Source organism: Alistipes provencensis, assembly GCF_900083545.1.
Taxonomy (GTDB): Bacteria; Bacteroidota; Bacteroidia; order Bacteroidales; family Rikenellaceae; genus Alistipes; species Alistipes provencensis.
In genome coordinates this window covers 1,733,557-1,751,883 of record NZ_LT559262.1, presented here as the reverse complement: position 1 = coordinate 1,751,883, position 18,327 = coordinate 1,733,557, and the positions used below count along the sequence as shown (strand labels likewise).

Here is an 18,327-nt window from a genome sequence, read left to right as displayed (position 1 = left end):
GAACCTCAAAAAGAAACGAACATGAACAACCATAAATTCAGATACCGGATTGCAACGCTCCTCTCCGCGCTGGTGCTCCTGACGGCCGGATGCAGCGACGACACGACGGTCAACACGGCTCAGGCAAACCGGCTCATCACCGACCAACTGGTCCCCGGATCGACCTTCTACACCTCGACCACCAAGGAGCTGACCATTCAGGGCAAGGGATTCTCCGAGGGAGATGCGCTCGCACTGGCCGACATCGCCACGGGTGCGGAAATCCCGCTCACGCTCAAGGCGGTCGACCATGCCTATGTCACCTTCGCCGTGCCGCAGGACATCCCGACAGGCTCCTACCGCCTCGTCGTACACCGCGGCCGGGAGAGTCAGGTGCTGGGTATCCTCAAATTCCGCCGCAGTCTCGACATCGAGATTCCCGACAAGGAGGGCATGAACGTCAAAGGCGTGGTCTTCTGCGGCTCGCTGCCCGTCGCGGGCGTGGTCGTCTCCGACGGCGAGGTCGTCACCACGACCGACGACACGGGCTGCTACTACCTCGCCTCGAAGAAGCACCACGGCTACGTCTTCATGAGCGTACCCTCGGGCTACGAACCCCAGTCCGAGAACTCCGTACCCCTGATCTGGGGTCCGGTGACCCCCGGCGAGGAGGCGTGCGAACAGGTCGACTTCGAGTTGGTCGAAGCCCCGGGGCAGGATGATTTCGACCTGCTGGTGTTGGCCGACATCCATCTGGCCAACCGGCTGGGCGACATCGCCCAATACAAGGACCTGATGCTGCCCGAGGTGAAGAACTACGTCGCCAACGCATCGAAGAGGGTCTACATCCTCAACATGGGCGACATGACGTTCGACCTCTACTGGAATTCGAACAAGTACAACCTGGGCGACTACGTCAACACGCTCAAGGACTCGGCCATCCCGACCCTGATCTACCACGTCCCGGGCAACCACGACAACGACGAGTATGCCAAGGACGACTACACCGCCGAACAGCCCTACAAGGACAACCTCGGGCCGACCTACTATTCGTTCAACATCGGCAAGGCGCACTTCATCATGCTCGACAACACGGTCTACCTCAACGCCGGAGCCGACGCCTCGACCCGGACGCCGGGCGACCACTCCTACAACTCCGCCTTCACGGAGATGGAACTCGCGTGGCTGAAAGCCGATCTGGCGACCGTCAGGGACAAGAGCGCCCCGCTGGTGATCGGTACCCACTGTCAGGTGTTCTACTACAACTCGTCGCTCGAGATCACCCCGTCGATGGCCTACGGACACTCGACGGTGCTCGACCAACTGCTCACCGAATTCACGGACGTACACATCATCTCGGGGCACACCCACAACAACACGACGATGAAGGTCCGCGAGGAGCTGATGGAGCACAACACGGGCGGCTCGTGCGCGACGTGGTGGTGGACGGGCTATTACAGCAACGGCCACATCTGCAAGGACGGCGCGCCGGGCGGCATGGGCGTCTACGAGTTCCGGGACACCGACCTCGAATGGTACTACAAGGGTTACGGCGAGGCGCGCGACTTCCAGTTGCGGACCTACGACATGAACAACGTCAAGACCTTCTTCGCCAACAACTCGGTCATCCGCAACATGATCCGCTACTACCCCGACCGCAACGACTACGTCAACGTGGGCAACAACGTGGTCTACATCAACATCTGGGGCTGGGACCCCGAATGGAAGGTTTCGGTCAAGGAGAACGGCGTGGAGCTCAACCCCACGCGCGTCTACATGAAGGACCCGCTGCACACCTATGCCTACGACGCCACGCGCGTCTACAAAAACTCGAACAACACCTACACCGAGGTGCTGACATCGAGCAACAACTACCACCTGTTCGCAGTGAACGCCTCGAGCGCCACATCGACGCTCACGATCGAGGTGACCGACCGTTTCGACAACAAGTACTCCGAAACGATGTCGCGCCCCAAGGAGTTCGCCGCGCAGATCGAGAACCTGTAAAAGAGAGTGAACGATGAAAAAACTGCAAACATACCTGTCGGGCCTCGTCGCCGTGTTGCTGCCGGCCATGCTCGGCGCCTGCGCCGACGACGACAAGTCGCTCAGCGACGTCTATCTGGAGACCGACGCCTCCTATTACAGCGCCAACGCGCGCGGCCTGACCTACAACGGCGAGGAGGTGGTCATCCACATCCAATCGAACACCTACTGGATGGTCACCTACGACAAGGGAACCGGGCTCGAGGAGCCTTGGTTCACCCTTGCCCGGGAGGCCGGCAACGGCAGCGCGGACCTCACGGTCACCGTGCAGCGCAACGACGGCAATGCCCGTTCGGCCGAACTGAAACTCGTCACCAACCGCAACGTCTCGACGACCGTGACGCTCTCGCAGGCAGGCATCGGCGAGCGGGTCTACTTCTACGGCGACGACTTCGGCACCGGGGGCGCAGGCGCCTCCGTCGCGGAGTTCGAGGGCTGGAACCTGCGCGGCATGGGCGTCGACGAGACCTACTACGACGGCCAGAACGCCACCCTCGACGCCGGTTCGCCCTCGACGACCTACGACGGGGCGTCGGGCGGCAACAACGTCCTTTTCGGCGACGACGGATGGCTTACGCTGGGCGGCATCGCCACCAAGGGCGACTACAACTTCATCTTCTCGTTCGGCGTAAGTAACGACGTGAAAGCACCCTCCGCCGACGACCTCAAGCTCTACATCAGCCAAGACCGCGCGCAGTGGACCCCCGTGGAGTACACGCTGCCCGCCTCGGCCGCAGAAGCCGGCAAATGGAGCATGGTACGCATACCGTTCTTCATCAAGGAGGATTGCCCGGCGGTCTTTTTCCGCTTCGAAAGCGCCTCGGCAGGCTACCGCATCGACGATCCCGCGCTCGAAGAGGGCGACGGAACGGGCGAGACGATCACGTTCCTCGAGGATGTCGTCAACTACATCAAGACCGTGCTCTGGGAGGACGATTTCTCGTGGGCCAATAACGCCTCCTATGTGAAGAGCGACGCATGGACGGGCTCCGACGGCACGCGCATCGACAACTGGAGCAGCTATCCCTCTTCGACCAACGGCTGGACGATCGAATCGGGCCGTGCGACCTCCTATCCGCGTTCGGCAGGCTCGGCCAGCGCAACCGGATTCCTCAAGAGCGGCTGGGCCAACGGCGGCGCGGGACTCTTCTCGCCCAAAATGGAAGCCGTCGGCAGCGAGGCCAAGGACGTCACCGTCGAACTGACGCTGGCCGGCTGGACACTGAACAACAAACCCGACAACGACCAGTTGTGCATCCGCGTCCTCGGAGGCGGCACGATCGGCAACGCATCGAGCACCGAACAGGTCTTCAGCGTCGGCAGTTGGAACGAATGGACCATCCACGAATTCGAAATCTTCGGGGCCACTGCGGCCACGCAGATTTATATCGGCTCGACGATCGAGGCCAACAACCGCTGGTTCATCGACCGCTTCCGGCTGATCTACATCACCGAGAAACCCGGCGACTTCGAGCCCGAGCTCACGACCGACCCCGGATCGCTCGAATTCGTCACCGCAGGCGAAGGCAAGCCGGTGAAGGTGACGGCCAACGCCGCATGGAGCGTCCGCAGCGAAGCCGCATGGCTGTCGTTCGCACCCGAGGGTGGCGACGCGGGAACCTCGACGGTGACGATCACCGCCGAACGCAACCAGACGGGAGTGGAACGCCCCGCAACGGTCGAATTCCTGATCGACGGCGAGGTGATCGCAACGCTCGACGTAAAGCAGAGCGGCGAGATGATCCAGTACGCCCCGTCGCCCCTCAATCTCACGGAACTCGATGCGTCGGCCACCGTGCTGACCTTCGGTTGGGACGAGCCCGCCGAGGCGACGCACAAGTACCAAGCGGCGCTGTTCACCGACAAGGAGGGCGAACCCGTCCAGCAGTCGCCTGAATTCACACTGGATGCGAAATTCCCCACCCCGATCTTCACCTTCGGCGGCCTCGAACCCTCGACGGCCTACCAACTGGCCGTGCGGACGATCAGCACCACCGACGGCGTGGAGGATTCGCCCTACGTCTTCCTCGAAAGCCGCACGACCGCCGCGCAGACCGCCACGCCGGGCGCACTGGTTTCGATGCACTTCGACCGGCTGAAATGGTGCGGCGACCATATGCTCAAGGCATACGGCCTGCGTCCGACGAGCGTCAGCGGCACCGTCGCTCCCGAAGCGAAAGCGGATGCCCTGACCAATGCCAACACGGGTGGTTCGTCCGACGTCTTCAACACCCACAGCGACGCCTTCCGGGCCGACCGCGGGGTGAGCGGCTGGTACGGACTTCGCGCCTACGAGTATCCGGGGTACATCAAGCTGGGAACCAGCAGCAAGGCCGGGTTCCTCGTGACCCCGCAACTGAGCGGATTGAACGAAGCCACCGACGTGCGCATCTCGTTCCGCCTCGGCAACTGGAACGAGCCCAGCGCCGACGGCTCGACGTTCACGATCGACAAGGCTGTCATCCGGGTCGGCATCGTGCCGGAGAACGTCACCGACGCCAACCTCAAAAGCTATGCGGACGCCTATACGCTGACGACGAATATCTCCTTCACGGCCGACGAAGCGCCCGTATCGGCGACTCCGCAGACGTGGACCGACGTATCGTTCGAAGTGCCTGCCGTCAAGCCGACCGACCGCCTGATTATCTATGCGACGGTCGACGGCACGGAAAAAAGCGGCAAGGCCCGCTACGAAGTGGACGACATCGAGGTCGTCCCGGGCAGCGTGAAGCCCGTCACGGTGGTCTTCGAGGATACATTCGATTGGGTAAACACCTCCGTGGACTGGGCCAACAAGCTACCCGCCTATAAGGACAACTGGGCGGTATTCGACGGAAGTATTTATGCCAAATATTTCTGCCTCCAATTCGGAAAATCCAGCACAACAGAGGCCGGTATCACCACGCAACCCCTGACGGCGCTGGGAGCGACTCCGGCGGACATCACCGTCGAAGCGCAGCTCACGGGCAACGCCGCCAATAAGAAGAGCGTTTATTTCAAGATCAGCGGAGCCGGTTCTTTCTCGGCGACCGAAAACGAGACGGAGACCACCGTGCAGCTCGACGGATTCATGGCCAACGCCACAACGGGAGGAAACGGTTCGGATTTCAGCGGCTGGGAGACCAAGACACTGACGGTCTACGGCGCCGATGAGACCACACAGATCCGTCTGGCCTGCGTGAAGGTCGACGGCGTGACCCAGCAGTTCTGGCTCAACAGCTTCCGCGTGACCAAATAACGGGTACGCAACACAAAAAGGTCCCGCACGGAAACCGTGCAGGACCTTTTTTATAATTATTCAACTGAAAATCATTCCTCCCAACCGTCGTTCTGCCCCAAAGCGGGGTTGATGACACAAGCCGTCTTGGGAATAGGATGCAAATACTTGCGATCAGCCCACATACGGGTTTCGTTGTAGACCAGACAATTGTCTTTATCGAGCGTATACTGGCCCTTGCTCAGATCGATGTAGAATACGCCCTTTTCCGTACCGGGCTTGCCGTCCGTGACGCAGACGTCGTTGATACCGTCGCCATTCAAGTCATAGGCCTTCTCCTTTTCGGGAATATAGATACCGGTCCATTCCTTTTCGAGCAGACCGCCCAACTTCCAGCGCATAAGGTCCTCGTAGCGCAGGTTCTCGAGCAGCATCTCGACAGCCCGTTCACGGCGGATCTCGAGAATCCATTTGTCGGTGGTCTGGTTAGCGTAATATTCGATCAGATAAGGATCAGCAGCCAAGGGTATCTTCCCGCTGACTCCCGCCCGCTCGCGCAGCAGTTTGATCGTCTGATTCCACTCCGTCTCCCCGAACTCTCCCAGTTCGGCTTTCGCCTCCGCATAGTTGAGCAACACCTCGGCGAAGCGGAACACCGGCAGCGAATTGGTGCTGTTGTTGGTCCCTTCGTACTTATCGTCATCGAGTGTCCACTTGATAACCTGATACCCCGTGAGCGTCAGCGAGAAATCGGGAGCTTTCTGAGTGTCCACTCCAGCGACCTTCTTCGAATAGCCGGGCGTGATGACCGACTGCATCAGGCGGTAATCGCGACTCTTGACCTCCTCGGTGAATTCCGTCTTGTTATAGTCGGTATGGTCGGTAAAACGCGACCCATCGAGCATCAGATAGGTATTCACAAAGGCTTTCGAAAGCGACCAGCGCGCGCCATAGGAACCCGAAGTGAATTTCCAGGTTGCGGAATGGAACCGGAGCAGGTCTTCGCTGAACTCATTGGCGAGAATGACCTCCTGATAATCGATCTCCTGGCTGGTGAAGAGTTTGCGCCACTGGGTCTTCAGATTGGCCGGGCTGTGCACAAGCGAATAGGGACTCTCGTTCATCAACGTTTCGCAGGCCGAAACAGCCTCCCGGAGCCATTTGTCGGCCGACGATCCCAGCCCCAGTTCCGTGTGGTACTTGCGGTAGGTCCCTTCGTAGAGGCAGACACGGGCCTTGAAAGCCAGGGCCACCCAACGATTGATCTGCGAATTGTTCACATACGCCTTGTCCGACAAACAATAGGTTGTGGCAAAATCTAGATCTTCCAGTATTTTGTCCATGACGAACTCCCGGCTGTCACGCCCCTTGTAAAGCGCCGCCTCATCCTCGGGATCGATGGGTTTGTCGTACCAGGGCACCGGGCCGAAGGTCTGCACCTTGGCGTAATAGAGCCAGGCACGCCAGAAACGCCCCACACCCTCGTAATGCTTCATCCTGGTATCGTCGCCCACAGCCGAAGCCGCCTCGTAAAGACGCGAAAGGAAATAGTTAACATTGTAGATATTGGCCCAGTCGCTGGTTTCCCATCCGGTCTGTTTCTCGGGACTCCACGCCGTTTTGAGGAAGTCCGAGGTACTGTTGACGGCCATCAGATCAGAGTACTGGTCCCCGTAGGTCAGCGTAGCATAGCCGGGCATGTTCTTTTGCAGCAGGCCGTTGACGTAGAGCACCACATCCTTCTCCGAACGGAAGAACGTATCGGCCCCCACCTGGGAGAAGGGCTCACGCTCGAAAAAGTTGGTGCACGATGCGAATCCGAGTGTCAGCAGCGCCAGCAATGATATGGTCTTATAGTTTTTCATGGTCGTATCCGATTTAGAAAGTGAGGTTGATTCCGAGGGTGAAACTCCGCATCATAGGATAGCCGTAACCGTCGCCCTCCTTGCCCGCAGAGGACGAGAAGTCCTGGTCGCCGGAACCGATCACCTCCGGGTCGAAGTTCTTGGCATACTTTTTCAGCGGCGTAAAGGTCAGCAGGTTATCACCCGAGAAATAGATTTTGAGGGATTCCATGCCGATCTTCCGTGAAATTTTCTTCGGAAAGGTGTAATCCACCGTCAGGTTCTTCAGGCGGATGTACGAGGCATCCTGAATATAACGGTCGTTCGACGTGGACATGATACCTTTAGCCTTCTCTGCGATGTAACCACGCATGCGGGGCCAATAGGCCTTCGAGTTCTGGTTCTCCTCTGTCCAGCGATGGTTCTCGTCCTGCCACGGTAATGCGAAACCGTATGAACGACCATATTGTCCCCAGAAGTAGGACGATTCCTTGGCCGGGAACCAGTCGCGCTTGCCGACACCCTGCCAGAACATGCTCAGACCGATACCATTCCAGTTGAAGCCCACATTGATTCCGTAGCAATAGCGCGGCGTCGTATTGCCGATCTTGCGCAGGTCGCCGTGATTGTAGATGGTACCGTCGCCATTGTTCACAGCGCCGGAATCGTCCAGATCGGCAAATTTCAGGTCACCGGCCCGATAGGTCTCGCTGTTGTTGTTCGTAAAACTCGCCGTCTGCCGGGGGCCCCAGTCAGCCGCCTCGGCGTCCGTGGCGAAGAGTCCCAGCACATGGTAACCCCAGATCTCGCCGATGGTCATGCCCTCGTAGTAGTTATTCTCGTAAAGTGTCGGAAGCAAGCCTTTCTTGCTGGTATACTTGGTGATCTTGCTCAGGTTATCCCAGACGGAGACCTTTACATTGTAGTTGAAATCCTTGTCACCGGCCTTGAAGCTGTCACGCCAGCCAACGCTCAACTCCCAACCGTCAGTCCGCATGCTGGCGTAGTTACCGCGCGGAGCCGTGTAACCGGCAACGGCAGGAATCTCTTTGCCCGGAGTGAACATATCGGTCGTCACACGGCGGTAGATGTCGGCCGTAAAGTTAAAACGCCCGTTGAACATATCCAGATCGAGACCCATGTCATAGGTCGTCGCGGTTTCCCAGGTCAGGCTCTTGGGCTGCATGCCCGGAGCGGCCGTATAGGAGAAATACGAACCATCCATCAGCACCGAACTCTTGTTGATCGACATGATAGAAAGATACTTGTAGGGGTCTACGGCACCGTTTCCGGCGCTGCCGATCGAGAAACGCAGCTTCAGGTTGTCGAGCCATGTGCGGGCTCCTTCCATAAATCCCTCTTCCGAGATACGCCAGCCGGCCGAGGCCGAGGGGAAGAAGCCCCACACCTGATTGCTGGGGAATTTCGACGAACCGTCATAACGACCGCTCACTTCGACAAGGTATTTGCCCTTGTAACCGTAGTTCACACGGAAGAACGCTCCGGCAAAACCCCATTCGTAGCTGCCGTTGTCCTTCAGCGTGATGTCCGTACCGTCCATCAGCGAGAAGTTGGGCTTCGAGGAGTCAAGCAACCCCGTCCGATAAGCCAACGTCTTCATATACTGTTTTTCCTCGACGTTCCAGCCGGCCAGCATCGTCAGCGAGTGGTTGTCGCCCAGCCGGGGCGAATAGGTCAGCGTGGCGTTGGTCGCATAATAGTTCGTATTGTAGGTCCGGTTCTCATAGTCGCTGTACTCCTCGCGGACACCCGTCATACCCGGCCCGTTCGAATAGGAGTGCTGGTTGTTGACGCGGTCCTGTTCGGAGTGGTTGTAAAGGTAGGTGAAATCACCCTTGAACGTAAGCACGTCCTTGATGATATCGATGGTCAGGGCCGTCGTGTTCTTCATATCGAACTTGAAATTGTCCTGGTAGGTATCGCCCTCCACGAAACCAGCCCAGCCGATGTAAGCCGCGGTATTGGTCCACGTTCCGTCAGGGTTCTTGACCAGAGCCACGGGGTAGCCCTGATGCTCGAGCATCCGGTTGATCGTAAGCAGACGGTTCTCGAACGTGGCACTCACGCGTGGCTGCCGGTTGGTGCGACGGACGAAATCGGTACTGTTCTCGATACGCATCCACTTGAACAGCTTCAGACTACCCTTTGCACGCACGTTGTACTGCTTGAATTTACCGTCACCGGCATTGTAGATATCCTTCTGCTCGAAGAAACGCCCCGACAGATAGTAATTCGCCACATCGGTACCGCCCGAAACGCTCAGATTATGCTGGTGTCCGGTAGTATAATCACGGTAAACGACCTTGTGCCAGTCGGTGTTGCCGAAATACTCATACTCTCCGTCGGAGTTCACACGCCATTTTTCGAACGAGGGATCGGCGTCGCGCCGCGCCAGCTCAGCGGCCCATGCCGCATTGTAGGGGAAGATATTGTTGATCGAAGAGGGCTCCTTCTCGAAATAGCCGACATAGGACTCCATATAGGAGTTGAACCATCGCAGTCCGTTGGTCTCGAGTTCCGGTTCGACTGTGCGGTTCAGGATCGAGAACGAACCGTTGTAATTGATATGCACCTTGCCTTTCACAGGGTCCTTCGTGGTAACGAGCACCACGCCGAAGGCGCCGCGGGCACCGTAGACTGCCGTGGAAGAGGCATCTTTCAGGACAGAGATACTTTTGATATCATCAGGGTTCACGGCCGTCAGGTCGCCCTCCACGCCATCCACGAGCACCAGTGCGCTGCCTCCGGCACCGATGCTGCTCACGGCACCACGGATCTTGATGTCCGCACCGCGTGAAGCCTTACCATCGTTCATAGAGATATTCAGACCAGCAACCTGCCCCTGCAGCGACCGCACGGGGCTGGGGTTGGCACGCTGTTCGAAAATCTTGCCCGAGACCTGCTCCACGGCACCCACTACATCGCGTTTCTTCTGCGTACCGTAGCCGACGACCACGACCTCCTCCAACTGGTTGGCCGCCTCCTTCAGCGTCACATTGAGCGTCGTCTGGTTTTCGATGCGGAATTTCTGCGGCACATAGCCAATGAACTGGACGAGAAGCGTCTCGCCGCTGGCCACGGCAATCGTAAAGGCTCCGTTCACGTCGGTAGTGACTCCGCGCGGAGTTCCTTCGACGACAACCGTCGCGCCAAGAACAGGTTCGCCCGCCTCGCTGCGCACCACACCCTTCAGATCATAAGTCCGGGCCAGTGCAGAGAACGAAAACGAAAGACACAACAGGAGCAGAAAGAGCCTTCCGCAACCGGTCAGATACCCGCCCGGCTTGTTTTCATAGGAACATTGTTTCATCTCAAAAAGGTTTGTGTTGGTTGGTTTAATTCTCCTTTCGGGACATCCATCGGTTCCGAAACGGCATGGCCCGGAAGGAAATACGCAAGTTTTCCCAAACAAACAGCGACAAACCTCAGCTTACATGCTCCGATACATTAATATATAATAAAGTTCATAAAAAAGTTTTTTTCGCTTTTGCAAATATAAATATTAATTCTTAAAAACAAACTTTTTACTTTCTTTTTTAATCATCATTTCAAATAAAAGAAATAAAAAGTACACAAAAATAAAAAATCAGACTCCAAAAGTTTGCATATACAAAAAGAATAATTACCTTTGTTGTGCAAGTTTTACCCATCCGACAAACCAGCGACGCCCGCAGCCAGATACAACCGTTGCGGTGTGCCAACTTGTTACCGACCTTAAAACTTTAAAAACATGAAACTTGCGTCTATTCTGTTCGCGCCGTTAGTCGCGGCAGTGCTCTTGTCCCCCGGCTGTTCAGACGATCCTGACGTCTCCGTGACCCGGGATACGGACGAGCTCAATTTCGCTTACAGCGTTTCAACCCAATCATTCACGGTCCGTACAGACGGCAATTGGAATCTGTCCACCGAAGACGACTGGATTCACACAGACCCTGCACAAGGAGTCGGCAACGGACACAATTACCAATATATAAACGTTACCGTCGACCGGAACACGGGTGAAAAGCGGACGGGCGAAATCCTGATCCACGCTGCGGGCCGCGACCTGAAGGTCTTCATTCATCAGGACGACGGTATCTTCGCCATGAAACAGGCCTATGTGCTTGGCACACTGCTCGAAGGCGAGCAGATATCCGGCATCTATGTCGCCATTCCCTATGAAAAGGCTCTGGGGACCGAGCTGATGGACGTCGAGGTAGAGCTCGACGGCGAAGGCGCCCCCGGCATCAAGTGTGAACCCGTGGAGGGTGAAAAACTCCAGGAGGGCGACGGCGAGGTACTCGTGGCACTGAGCGGCACGCCGCGTTCGATGGGCGATATCGACATCAACGTAACCATCAAGCTCTCCACACAGGAAACGCCCGTGATCCAGGAAACCCGGAGTTTCGTTTCGTCAGAGAACATCATTTACGAGATGACCTTCGATAAGCTAATCTGGGGCGGTGATTATGTGGCCAACAAAACTGGCATGTACCCCGGCAACCAAAGCCTGGACGTTACTCCCGACACTCCGGCGACGACCGTTGCAACAGCGGGGCAGGACGGCAGCGGAGACTTTTTCAATGCCGGGATGAACCCTGCGTTCACAGCCGACCGCGGCCTTGCCGAATGGACCGGGTCGAAAGTATACGAACACCCGGGCTATCCCAAAATGGGCACGGGATCGGCACTAGGCTGGATCATGGCCCCGGCGCTGAACTTCCAAGCCCTCGGACTGAGCGAGCCGCAGAATATCTTCGTTCAGTTCGACTACTGTCGTTGGGACGGCGAGCAGGACGACATCGTAGTTACGGCTGAGAACGCCGGTTCGATGCCCGAGACCCAGCTGGAGAAGGACCATTCCAAACGCACATGGCAGAGCATCGTCTTCAAGGTTACGGACGCAACCAGCGCGACACGCATCAAGATCAGCGGCACCAAGGCCGGCAACAACAGGTTCTTCATCGACAACTTCCGGGTATACGTCTCACAGGCGGTACCCGTGGAGGTTACCTCCAAGCTCGAAACCCCAACGAACCTGAACTGTACCGAGCAAACGCCGTCATCGCTCAGCTTCACATGGAAACGGGATTACGATGCCTCGTCGTACACCGCCGAACTTTATGAAGCGAGCAACGAATCCGTTGCCGCGAAGAGTGAAGTTGTTTCGGGCAACCAATGTACGTTCGACGGGCTCAACCCGAGCGCCGACTACAAGTTCCGTGTAATGGCCAACTGCCAGCCCAAACCCGAATTCAATTCCGACTATTCGGCCTTCCTCGCCTGCCGCACGCTCGATCCGGTAGCTATTCCCACACCGCAGGTATCGCTTTACGAGACTTCACGCGGCTTCCTGGTGTTCGAATGGCCCCGCGGCGACACATATCCGCGCAAATTCATCCTCGAACTGGCCGAAACGGCATCAGGCGATGCCATCCGCACCGTTGAGTGCAAGGAACCTATCAAAGGACAAGGCTTTTATGCCAATTATCCCTACAACCGTTTCGTTTTCGGCGGCTTACAAGCCGACAAGACCTACTATTGCCGTGTGAAGATTCTCGGCGAAGGGATCTACACCGATTCCGAATTCGGCGTCGGCGAAGGCAAAACCTCCCCGACGCCTACGCTGGGCAGCGAGATCCTGCTCTACAAGGATTTCGATGACTTCTGGTGGGGCGGCTATTCCATCGCCGCGGCATTCGGCGTCTGCCCCTCTTCGGCAGCCCAGAAACTCCCTGCCACGATGAATATATCCGGCAGCGTCTTCGCAAATGATGGCACAACAGTCGTCGGAGAGCCGTCAAAAAATGCCGACGACACCTTTGCCACCATAGGCAAGGCCAATGATGACTACCTCGCAGCCCGTTGGGGCGACGGCGACTGGGATACAGCCAACAGCAAAAAAATCTACGAAGTCTGCGGACACCTCAAGTTCGGCACCGGGTCAGCCGCCGGAAGCCTCGTACTCCCGCACCTGACCAAACTCGGAGCCGCAACGGCAGACATCGTACTGACGTTCCGGGCCTGCCCCTACACCGAACCCAAGGCGGTGGACGGCGTTTACACGATCTACGGCAACCAAGACCGCAAGGATTTTACGGTTAGTCTGTCGGGGGGGGGAACGTTTGAAGACGGGACAACGAAGATTACCCTCACCAACGACGATTCGGGACGTGACAACAACGGTCGTTTCGCGTGGACCGACCACACGGTAACCATCAAAAACGCCACCGCCGAAAGCCGGATTACGATCGCCACGATCGAGAAGCGCATGTGGCTGGACGAAATAAAAGTGATAAAGAAATAAGCAACCGATCATGAACACAACACGAATATACCGTAAATCGAGGATCATGCCCCTGCTGGCATGCCTGTCCCTACTGGCAACGACCGCCGTATTTCCCTCCTGCTCCGACGACGGAGAGGAGAACGACGTACTGAGCATTCTCTTTGAGAAATCGTCGGTCGGCATCAGCGTCAGCGGCTCGGAACAGCTCCGCATCAAGGTCATTACCCCTGGGAGAGGAGTTTCACAAACCGACTGGTACGACCAAGCGGCCAATCCGCTGGGCATCGTTTGGAGCTCGGGCAATGAAAATGCGGTCTGTGTCGACGCACAAGGCGTCGTTACCGGAATCGGGACCGGTAACGCACCGGTAACGGTAACAGCCCCCAACGGGGTATATGCCCGGACATCGGTATCGGTATCCAATGATGTCATCTTCGAGAAAGTGGCGGCAGGGCTGACCGAAGAGATCGTTTACAGCAAGGGCGTACAACTTGTACGGAACGCTGTTATGCAATGCTTTGACGTGGATTCGAAGGGTGAGCTCTACTACATACAGATCGCCGGGTCGGATGCTCACAAGCTCCATGTGATCCGGGGTGAGGCAAACGAGTCGCCGGCTGATTACATGACCCTGCGCTGGTTCGGCCACGGCACCAACATGGCCGTCGAGGAGCAGGGAGCCGATCGTTACATCTGGATCAACAGCAACGGCAACAAGCTCGACGATAACAGCTACAGCCAAAGCCAGACCATCTCGCGTATCAAGTACGAAGCGGGCAAGACGCTCGACAAATACAGCGGCGATACCTTCTATCTCCAAGGTAAACGCAACGTGCATCCGGCCATCGACGTCCCCAGCGACCTGCTGGCCATCACGGCCTCAACGACGGGTGTCCGCGATTTTTACATCTACAAATTAAGCGAAGCGCTGGCGCTTCCCGTTTCCGACGTCTCACTGACGGTAACCTGGGGCGGCGAGGACGGTACACAGAAAACGGCGGAAACACGCATCGTCAAGGCCCGCAAACTGGATCAGCTCACACCCGTCGGGCAATTCACGATAAACACCGGAAAAACGGCCTCCGAACTGGGTTACTATGATTTCCAAGGATTCGACTGCACGAACGGCATTATCTACTTTTATGAGGGCACCGGCAACAACAACGACGGAAAAACGGCCTCCATAGCCTATGTGACACTACTCGACCTGAAGGGTGCGCAGGTCTATCCCCGCACGAAAGTCGGAGCCATCGCCGACATGCAGGCACTCACGACAGCCGACATCACATCCACGGGATATATGGAAGCCGAGGGTATTAAAATGAAGAACGGTTCACTGTGGCTGGGCTTCGCCTCGAAGTCTACCGACGATATCCGCCGGGCCAATATATTCCGGTATTAAACAATAAAATTGGTAACAAAAGAAAAGGGCGGCCTGCATGTGGCGCCCTTTTCTTTTGAAGTTGTGTTTTTATTTTAAATTCTGAACGGTTTCGTCTAACCGTTTGATGAATAAACATTTAACGGAGTATCTGAAAAGTAATGGTAACGACTAGGAAACCGTGCGATTTTCAGCGTTTTGCGGTGTTTTACTATCAAATAACTCTTTCAGGTGCAAAGATACGACAAATCTTTGATATAGTATCCAATACAAACAGTATTCGCCATTTTTTGCCTTTCGATATATACCTATTTGCTTATGCCGTTATTTTTTGCAGATTTGGATAAAAAAGGAAAGGCAAAATTCAGGAAGCATTGAAATTCTTTACTTTAGTTAGTGCAAAAATCGAATAATTTATTGTAACTTTGCAGCGGATTCGGTGTGCATATAATACCATCCCAATTAAGATAAGTCGCAACATATATAGTGGTTTTCAATATGATTATGAACAATTGTACAATATTAACAGGTAAAAACACCGTTAATATTGCATATCATAAACCTTGGTAATTTTTCCACATTCAAATCTAATTAATTCGATTTGAATGTCATTGTCTTTGTAATCCGGCATGCTATTTCAGGCTTGTCGAGAGATTTTTTGTGCTATAAAATCAAGAAACATTCAAAAGATAAAAGGAAAAATTCAAATGGAAAAAATCAGAAATTGGAAACAAGATTTCTATACAATATGGGCGGGGCAAGCTGTGTCCCTGATAACAAGTGGGGTTCTTCAAATGGCCATCATCTGGCATCTGACAAATACAACAGGGTCTGCGATGGTGTTGTCAATGGCGACCTTGGTTGGGTTTCTACCTCAAGCGGTTTTAGGTTCTGCAATCGGAGTACTTGTTGACCGCTGGAACCGGAAAATGGTCATGATTGGTGCAGATGTCATCATAGCTTGTGCTGGACTGGTACTTACCGTAATTTCCCTGTCAGCGGAACTACCTGTATGGATAGTAATGCTCATCCTCTTCATTAGAAGCGTTGGCACTGCATTCCATTCCCCTGCGTTAAGTGCGGTAACACCTCTTTTAGTGCCTGAAGAACAGTTAGTCAAATGTGCCGGCTACACCCAGTCCATCCAATCGGCAAGTTTCATCCTAAGTCCGGCAATTGCCGCTTTTCTCTATGCAAAATGGGGGTTGAATTCTGCGGTTGCCCTTGACGTATTCGGAGCAATAATTGCCTGTATCACTGTTGCAATGGTTCACATCCCAAAACAACCGATTGAAGCGCTGCAGCAAGAAAACTTTTTCACCGAACTGCGCATTGGCTATAACGCAATACGACAAAATAAAGCTCTTTTCACATTGCTTTGGATAGGAGCAATCAATATGTTCATTTATATGCCAATCAATGCGCTATTTCCGCTGATGAGTATGAATTATTTCGAGGGAAGTACCTTGCATGCTTCCGTGGTGGAAATTGTTTTTGCAGTTGGTATGTTGTTGGGCGGACTTCTATTGGGCGCATGGGGAGGTTTCAAAAAGCGCATGGCAAATATCATCGGCTCTATCTTTCTTGTGGGAGTGTCATTGACTGTTTCCGGCTTGCTACCAACCAATGGTTTTATGATATTTGCGATATGTTGTACGTTGATGGGCTTTTCTGCCCCATTCTATAATGGAGTACAGACCGCGCTATTTCAAGAACAGATACAACCCGAGTATTTAGGGCGTGTTTTCGGACTTCTTGGCAGCATCATGTCGTTTGCCATGCCGCTTGGGTTGGTAGTGTCGGGTGCATTTGCAGACCAAATCGGGGTAAACCGTTGGTTTTTGTTCTCAGGTATGGCTATTCTGCTTCTCGCTATAATAGCCTTATGTCTTCCACAACTTAGAAAGGTCGACAATCAAAAACAAAAATCATGATTTATGAAACGTAACTAAATCTAAACAGCAATAAGCCTCTGATAGGGAAATACGATTATCGGAGGCTTATTGCAATCTGTTTTAACTACTTATGTAATTCCTCTACTTTTCCTTTGTGGTTGAATTGGCTGTCGTATGCTCTGCCGTAGCCTGTCGAACTGTTCCCTGAACCATTCGCCTATGGGCTGGCGGTTGATTACGAGTGTCAGTTTAGACTTGTCCGCAGGGTCTTTCACCACTTGAAAGCCTGCTCTTTCTGTCGTAAAACTCCGATTATGTTCCTCCGAATAAAGTTTGCCCTCGTATATCAAAGGCTTACCATAAGTCAATGTCGTGGTCTGCCTTTCATTGAACCCGACAAGGCGGCACAGGCTCTCTATTCTCATAATTTCCTTTGCCATAGGAAACCATGCACACAGCTTTTCGATAATGCGTTTCAAACCTGATACTTCATCTTTGTGTCTGACACTTTTTTCCGCCATCTCCTTACGGTGATTCTGCTGTATTTCCAACAACTGGCGGTTGTGCTCGGTTTGCATCGTGTGTATGCGGTTTTGCAGTATCTCAATGGTTTCCTCATGGGTGGCAACTTCCCGATACAGGGCGGTGTTCTCCCTTTCCAAAGTCTTGACCTTGTTGCTCCCGAAAAGAGAACCGACACTTTCAGCTATGTTGGTCGCTGCGGTGGTGGCTGCACCTTTCAGTTTCTCGGTCTGTACCTCTTTCTTGGCTTGTCTGAGTTCCTGTTCGGTTTCGGTTTTCTGCTCCTGTAACCGCTTGTTTTCTGCATCAAGGGCAGCGTTCTTTTTCTGTATGTCCCGATAATACTGTGTCGTGGTGGTGTGCCGTGCTTCGGAACCTCGCACACCTCGCTGTAATCCGTATTTAGCCATAACCCTTGCATAATTGTCGTGGTACGCAATCAAGGTCTGACGGTTGAACAGGTCATCGGCACACAAACGGACGGTATTTGCTTTCTTGTGATACTTCCGTTTGCCGTCTTCCTGCTCTTTCTTGGCTTTGCGCCTTTCACCTGTCACGATGGGAACAATGGCTGCATGGATATGCGGTGTCTTCTCGTCCATGTGAAGATGGGCGGCAACCACGTTCTCCCTGCCGAATGTGGCTTGCAGCCATTGGATGCTGTCGCTGCACCATTCGTCAAGTCTTCCGTTTTCCTGTATGTCCATCATGTCCTCATGTGTTCCCGACAGAACCACTCGGACTACACGGACTTGGTCATGTGTAATCTTCCGCTTGATGCCTGCCGTGTTCAGCCTGTGGGCAATCGCTTCATCCCTGCCATGAACGCCATCGGGGTATTCTATAAGTACCCTGTTCAGATGCGTTCTTGTCGGGTCTGCGTTTTTAGGTATGATTCTTCTCTCTATATGGTCGGATTGTACGGTGTCCGATGAACCTTTTGCTTTCTTTATGTCCAATGAAAAATATCCCATGTAGTTTGATTTTTACGGTTATTGTTATGAGTGTATTCTCTGCCTGTGGCATTGGCTCTCAGGGTTTCCAAAGGGATTTCCCTTTGGCTCGATAGGGAGTTTTTAGCATTACCGTGTAATGCGTGAAGAAAACGCCCTATTGAGCTATGGTATTTCTGTCTAAATACCCTTGGGAAAGCG

At 54.6% G+C, this 18,327-nt stretch carries 8 protein-coding genes; 5 read left to right on the top strand and 3 right to left on the bottom strand.

The features are described from left to right. Positions 1 to 21 precede the first annotated feature (21 nt). Positions 22 to 1,986, top strand: a complete 1,965-nt coding sequence (locus BN5935_RS06875) for a calcineurin-like phosphoesterase C-terminal domain-containing protein (RefSeq protein ID WP_064975458.1) — start codon at positions 22 to 24, stop codon at positions 1,984 to 1,986. A gap of 13 nt (positions 1,987 to 1,999) precedes the next feature. Further along, complete coding sequence (locus BN5935_RS06870; protein WP_064975457.1) at positions 2,000 to 5,263, top strand: BACON domain-containing protein; 3,264 nt, start codon at positions 2,000 to 2,002, stop codon at positions 5,261 to 5,263. 71 nt (positions 5,264 to 5,334) lie between these two features. On the opposite strand, the gene BN5935_RS06865 is transcribed toward BN5935_RS06870, so the two are convergent. After that, the gene (locus BN5935_RS06865; protein ID WP_064975456.1) at positions 5,335 to 7,107 is read right to left on the bottom strand and encodes a RagB/SusD family nutrient uptake outer membrane protein; all 1,773 of its coding nucleotides are present in this window, start codon (positions 7,105 to 7,107) and stop codon (positions 5,335 to 5,337) included. A gap of 13 nt (positions 7,108 to 7,120) precedes the next feature. After that, on the bottom strand, positions 7,121 to 10,417 hold the full coding sequence (locus tag BN5935_RS06860) for a SusC/RagA family TonB-linked outer membrane protein (RefSeq protein ID WP_064975455.1): 3,297 nt from the start codon (positions 10,415 to 10,417) through the stop codon (positions 7,121 to 7,123). A 420-nt stretch (positions 10,418 to 10,837) separates the two neighbouring features. Between BN5935_RS06860 and BN5935_RS06855 the strand changes: the two genes are divergently transcribed. From BN5935_RS06855 to BN5935_RS06845, 3 genes are all read left to right on the top strand, one after another. After that, the gene (locus tag BN5935_RS06855) at positions 10,838 to 13,393 is read left to right on the top strand and encodes a fibronectin type III domain-containing protein (protein ID WP_082944049.1); all 2,556 of its coding nucleotides are present in this window, start codon (positions 10,838 to 10,840) and stop codon (positions 13,391 to 13,393) included. A 10-nt stretch (positions 13,394 to 13,403) separates the two neighbouring features. Continuing rightward, positions 13,404 to 14,777 carry an Ig-like domain-containing protein gene (locus BN5935_RS06850; protein WP_147625785.1) on the top strand — a complete coding sequence of 458 codons (1,374 nt, stop codon included), beginning with the start codon at positions 13,404 to 13,406 and terminating at the stop codon, positions 14,775 to 14,777. A 686-nt stretch (positions 14,778 to 15,463) separates the two neighbouring features. Continuing rightward, positions 15,464 to 16,690: an MFS transporter gene (locus tag BN5935_RS06845; protein ID WP_064975453.1), complete on the top strand. Its 1,227-nt coding sequence runs from the start codon at positions 15,464 to 15,466 to the stop codon at positions 16,688 to 16,690. 89 nt (positions 16,691 to 16,779) lie between these two features. Here BN5935_RS06845 and mobV read toward each other — a convergent pair whose 3' ends face one another. Next, the gene (gene mobV, locus BN5935_RS06840; protein ID WP_022508104.1) at positions 16,780 to 18,147 is read right to left on the bottom strand and encodes a MobV family relaxase; all 1,368 of its coding nucleotides are present in this window, start codon (positions 18,145 to 18,147) and stop codon (positions 16,780 to 16,782) included. Between the last annotated feature and the right edge of the window lie 180 nt (positions 18,148 to 18,327).

Coding starts and splice junctions, on each gene's coding strand:
- BN5935_RS06850 (WP_147625785.1), top strand. CDS start 13,404: ATGAACACAACACGAATATACCGTAAATCGAGGATCATGCCCCTGCTG.
- BN5935_RS06855 (WP_082944049.1), top strand. CDS start 10,838: ATGAAACTTGCGTCTATTCTGTTCGCGCCGTTAGTCGCGGCAGTGCTC.
- BN5935_RS06865 (WP_064975456.1), bottom strand. CDS start 7,107: ATGAAAAACTATAAGACCATATCATTGCTGGCGCTGCTGACACTCGGA.
- BN5935_RS06875 (WP_064975458.1), top strand. CDS start 22: ATGAACAACCATAAATTCAGATACCGGATTGCAACGCTCCTCTCCGCG.
- mobV (WP_022508104.1), bottom strand. CDS start 18,147: ATGGGATATTTTTCATTGGACATAAAGAAAGCAAAAGGTTCATCGGAC.
- BN5935_RS06860 (WP_064975455.1), bottom strand. CDS start 10,417: ATGAAACAATGTTCCTATGAAAACAAGCCGGGCGGGTATCTGACCGGT.
- BN5935_RS06845 (WP_064975453.1), top strand. CDS start 15,464: ATGGAAAAAATCAGAAATTGGAAACAAGATTTCTATACAATATGGGCG.
- BN5935_RS06870 (WP_064975457.1), top strand. CDS start 2,000: ATGAAAAAACTGCAAACATACCTGTCGGGCCTCGTCGCCGTGTTGCTG.